The 4,770-nt window shown below is 71.1% G+C and carries 3 protein-coding genes; all 3 read right to left on the bottom strand.

The window, feature by feature from the left end:
* Nucleotides 1-978, bottom strand: a 978-nt coding sequence (locus VIB55_RS07600) for a S41 family peptidase (RefSeq protein WP_331876071.1), incomplete at its 3' end; no start/stop codon positions are given.
* Between the two features lie 433 nt (nt 979-1,411).
* Complete coding sequence (locus VIB55_RS07605; RefSeq protein WP_331876072.1) at nt 1,412-1,735, bottom strand: hypothetical protein; 324 nt, start codon at nt 1,733-1,735, stop codon at nt 1,412-1,414.
* Nucleotides 1,736-1,813: 78 nt separating this feature from the next.
* A complete protein-coding gene (locus tag VIB55_RS07610; RefSeq protein WP_331876073.1) occupies nt 1,814-4,540 on the bottom strand; it encodes a DUF5916 domain-containing protein in 2,727 nt (908 codons plus the stop codon).
* Nucleotides 4,541-4,770: the final 230 nt, after the last annotated feature.

Genomic DNA, 4,770 nt, shown 5'->3' on the forward strand with positions numbered 1-4,770 from the left:
GAAGGTGGTCTCGCCGATGATCACCGCGCGGTCGTGGTCCTGCAGCGCGCCCGCCACGATCTCGGACGCGGACGCGGCGTTCTCGTCCGTCAGCACCACCAGCGGTGCATCGGGGACCACGGGTTCCGTGCGCGCCAGGACGTTCTCCGTGGGCGCGTTGCGGAACTCGGCTCGCAGGATGGACTGCCCCGGCTTCAGGAACAGGTCGCTGATGCGGATGGCCTGCTCCAGGCTGCCGCCGCCGTTGCCGCGCAGGTCCAGCACGAAGGCGTGGGCGCCGGACTTCCGCAGGCTCACCAGCGCGCGCAGCACCTCTTCGCCCGAGCTGTCGTTGAATCCCTCCAGCGGCACGTAGCCGATCCCCGGCTCCAGCATCACCGCGTACGCCACGGAGGGATAGCGGATTCGCTCGCGGGTGAACTCGTGGTGGATGGTGCCCACCCCCGGGCGATGGTAATCGACCGCGACGTTGGTGCCCGGCTCCCCGAGCAGCCGCCGGGTAACCTGGTCCACCGGCTGCCCGGTGACGTTCTCGCCCGCCGCGCCGATCACCCGGTCGCCGGGCCGCACCCCCGCGCGCGCCGCGGGCGAGCCCTCGAACACGCGGGTGACCAGCGCCGTATCGCGCACGGTGGTGATCTGCATGCCCACGCCGCCGTACGAGTTCCGCAGCGTTTCGCGGGAGAACTGCGCCAGCTGCTCGGGCGAAAACAGCTCCGCGTAGGGATCGCCGATCTGCACCAGGAGCCCGCGCGCCGCCTTTTCGTACAGCTGCGCGTCGGAGATGGAGTCGATCCCGCGCGCGGAAAGAGCGGAGATCACCTCGTGGAACATCTGCTCGCCGGGCCGGCCGCCGAGGGCCTGCAGTGCAAAGCCGCCCGCCAACGCGGGAAGCAGCAGCGCGGCGGCGAGCGAGCGGCGAAGGGAGCTGCGGCGCGGCTGGTCGGCGGCGGAAGCGCGGGGCATCCGGGTCTTCATCAAGGGCGATCAGGCATTCGGAAAATGGCGTCCCGCAGGTACACCGGACGTAGGTGGTTGATCCGGCGTTGCCAGTTGCTTCCGGACTGGTTCCCGGAAGAACTTCGGTTACGTGTCGATGGCGGCGCGACGACGGGCGCCCCCCATCCCCAACCCTTCCCCCGCAAACTGCGCGGGCGAAGGGAGCCAGTGCCATGCGCTACGCGGGATCCGGCGCACTCTGCAGGCGACCCGCACGAGCCACAGTGCGTTTCTATCGAGGCCGGCGCATTCCCCGGCTGCCCTCTCCCCCGGCCCCTCTCCCGCAAGCGGGAGAGGGGAGAATTCGATTGCGCTCCGGTCGGCCCAACGCACCCGACTACGCATGCAGTCCGCGAAGGCGGACTTCGTGACGTTCCAGCCGCGACTTCAGTCGCCCCAGCGCGGCGGAGGGTCAGCTCCGCAGCATCGGCGCGAGCGGATGTCCGTGCGCCGCCGCCCCTTCCCTCGCGCGCGGGCAGTCCCGACGCAACGTCCTGGCCCCGGCGGCATCACCCTCGTGGACGACCCGCCGCACGATGACCTTGTCCGCGCCCCCAGAATCCCCCGCCCCGCTCTCGTAGCGCACCGTCGAGACCTCGCCCGCCCCGCTGACGACGATCTGCACCTCGTGCGGCTGGACGGCTCCATTCAGCTCACCCGGCTGGGGGCGGAACGCATGGCCGAGGGAGGCGGCCAGGCCGGCGGCGGCGGTGAGGAGCGTGAGGGAGCGGAGCATCGTGCATCCTCCGGAAAGCGGGAAAACCGGGCGATCCGTCCCGCGCCCCAGGCGGGGACGCGGGACGAATGCCATCCATCAACCGATCCAGTACGTCGCCTTGATCATGAACACGTTGCGGGCGGGGGCGCGGAACAAGCTTCCCACGTCGCGCCGGGCATCGAATCCGCCGATCCCCTCGAAGCCCTGCCGCTCCTGCTGCCACACGAAGAACAGCGCCGAGCCGGGCCGGTACTCCCACCGCACCACCGCGTTGCCGCGCAGCGAGCGGACGTTGAAGTCGGGGTTGCCCACCACCATCAACCCGGTCTGCTCCGCCTGCTCCACCGTGGCGGGGCACGCCACCGACGCAACCGGGCTCAGCGCGTACGCGCCGTCGTAGCCGCACACCGAGCCGCGGTCCCTGCCGTAGACGTCGTACTCGGCCTTGCCGGGCGTGGTGAACTCGCGGAAGTCGCGGAAGTCGCCGGCCGCCACGAACGGCTGCGCGTACAGCTGCAGCGAGAGCGTGGGGGTGAACGTCCAGTCCAGGCGCGTGTTGACCGCGAACACCGTCTGGTCCAGCGCGCCGAATACGTACCGCTGCCCGAACGTGGCCTCCGCCGACTCGTCCTCGAAATCGAAGAGGTACTGGTCGGGGTCGCGCCCCTGGTCCCACGACGGCCCCATGCTCAGCCGCATGGAGGGGCTCGGGCGGTAGTTCAGGTTCAGCCCCACCGAGCGCGACTCCCCGCCCGCCTGGTCGCCGCCTACGTACGCGCCCATGTTCAGGGAGAACGGCTTGCGCGAGTCGGAGTTGAAGTGCGCGTTCACCCCCCACGAGGTGGGCCGCGCGCCCAGCGGGCCGCCGCGGGTCAGCCGGTCGTCACGGGTGGCCGGCGACAGGCTCAGGTTCAGCCCGCCGCTCCACAGGCTGTGCAGCTGGCCCCACAGCCCCATCCCAAAGTCGGCGAAGATGGGGTCACCCGCCGTGTTCCACGCATGCGTGGTGAAGCCGGCGATGGAGTACTGGCGCAGCACCGGGGTCGGCTTGGTGCGCCGGGTGCCCAGGAAGGTGGCGAAGGACCGCACGTCGCCGCGCTGCGCGAAGCCAAGGTCGTTCATCTCGAAGCCCGGCGAGACGTTCTGCACCTTGACGCTCATGTCCCAGTCGCCGGCGCGCTGGATGGCCAGCGACGCCGAGTGCCCCGACAGCCGCGTGCGGTCCGCATCCAGCTCCACGTGGTCCGCGTCCGGCCGCTGGAAGTAGCGCCCGCTGGAGCGCTGCGTGCGCTCGATGGCCTCGGCGCTGCCGCCCACGGTGCTGCCCGCCACGTATCCGCTCAGCGTCCACAGGCGCTTGGCCCAGGAGTGCTCGAAGTCTACCCCGCCCACGTACGCGTCGCGGCGCAGCAGGGGCTCCAGCCGCGCATCCAGGTTGCGGTTCGTGGCCGTCACCATCCCGCCGACCACCGTACCGCCCCCGTTCAGGTCGCGGCGCACGCGGCCCACCAGGTAGTTGGTCATCGGCTCCACGGGCGCGGTGTGCTCGTCGCCCTCCGCGTCCACGTACCGCGCCTGCTCCCGCCCGGTGACGGCGTTCAGCAGCCCGAGCGACCAGCCGCCGGCGGTGCGCCCGGTCACCTTGGCGGCGCCCAGGATGCTGGATTGCTCCGGCTGGTCCACGTACGGGCGGTCGTCGCTGGTCCCCAGCCCCGCCTGCGGCGCCCGGCCGATGCGCCGGCTGTAGAAGAACCCCTGCCCGCCGTAGCTGTTGAAGGCCCGCGACTGGCCGAACTGGAAGACGTCGTTCCCTTCCACGAAGAAAGGCCGGCGCTCCTCGAACTGCGTCTCGAACGCGGTCAGGTTCACCACGGCCGGGTCCAGCTCCACCTGGCCGAAGTCCGGGTTCACGGTTCCCGTCAGCGTCAGCCCGGAGGTGAGCCCCATCTTCACGTCCACGCCCACCGCAGCGCCGCCTTCCGTGGCGCTGTAGTACGGGTCGCCGGGACGGTCGGGCTGCCGGTCCACGCGGGCGCTGGAGTACGGCATGATCTCCAGCCGCCGCGGCGCGCGCAGCCCGGCCAGCCCCTGCACCGTGCCGAAGCGCGAAATGATCCCCGACGTGTTCGGCAGGAGCGGCGCCCAGAACGACGACTCGTCGCGCCGCGCGATCACCCGGCCGAAGTTGATGCCCCACGTCTGCGCCGCGCCGTCGCGGGGCACGTTGAAGCGAAGCTGCGACAGGGGAATGCGGAACTCGGCCGACCATCCGGCGCTGTCGCGCGAAACGGCGACGTCCCACACGGCGTCCCAGGTGTCGTCGTCGTTGTCGTCGTTGAAGTGGTAGATGTCGCGCCGCAGCCCGGCGGGGTTCACGCTGAAGCGGAAGGCGGTGCGGCGGTCGTGGTAGCTGTCCAGCGCCACGTCGAACCAGTCGGAGTTGGATACGCCCTGGTCGCGCCGGGCCAGCGGCGCGGCGATGCTGTCGGGGTGCCGGTCCCACATCCGCGCGGCCACGTACACGGCCTGGTCGTCGTACAGGAACCGCACCTCGGTGCGCTCGGTGCTCGCCTCGCCCGGACGCGGGCCGCGCTGCACGAAGTCGGTGGCCACCTGGGCAGCCGCCCACGCCGCCTCGTCGGCGCGGCCGTCCACGCGGATGGCGCCGCTGGCCCGCACCGCCTGCATCACGCGCGGCGCCTCCGCCGACGGCGCAGCCGCGGGCGGCTGCAGGGGCTGCGAGGCGCCCTGGGCAGTGAGGGGAACAGATATTGTCGACAAAAACATCGCCAACGAGAGGTGCCGCAGGGGGTTGCGACGCATGGTCGGACTCCGTGGCTACGAACGGGTGATGGTCGGGATCGGGGTCCGGCCGCGCAGGCGTGACGGCGGACTGTCACTTGGATGCGTGGGGGCCCGCGATGGTTGCAACGGCCCTGGCGGATGAGACGGCGTTCGTGCGTGCTAATACTTTAGCACCCTGCGCCTCCCCGCGCCAGTGTTTTCTTTCTACGGGTGCTTCGGACGAGAGTTTCAGCGGATGGTCGGGCGCG

It is taken from the genome of Longimicrobium sp. (assembly GCF_036554565.1).
GTDB lineage: Bacteria > Gemmatimonadota > Gemmatimonadetes > Longimicrobiales > Longimicrobiaceae > Longimicrobium.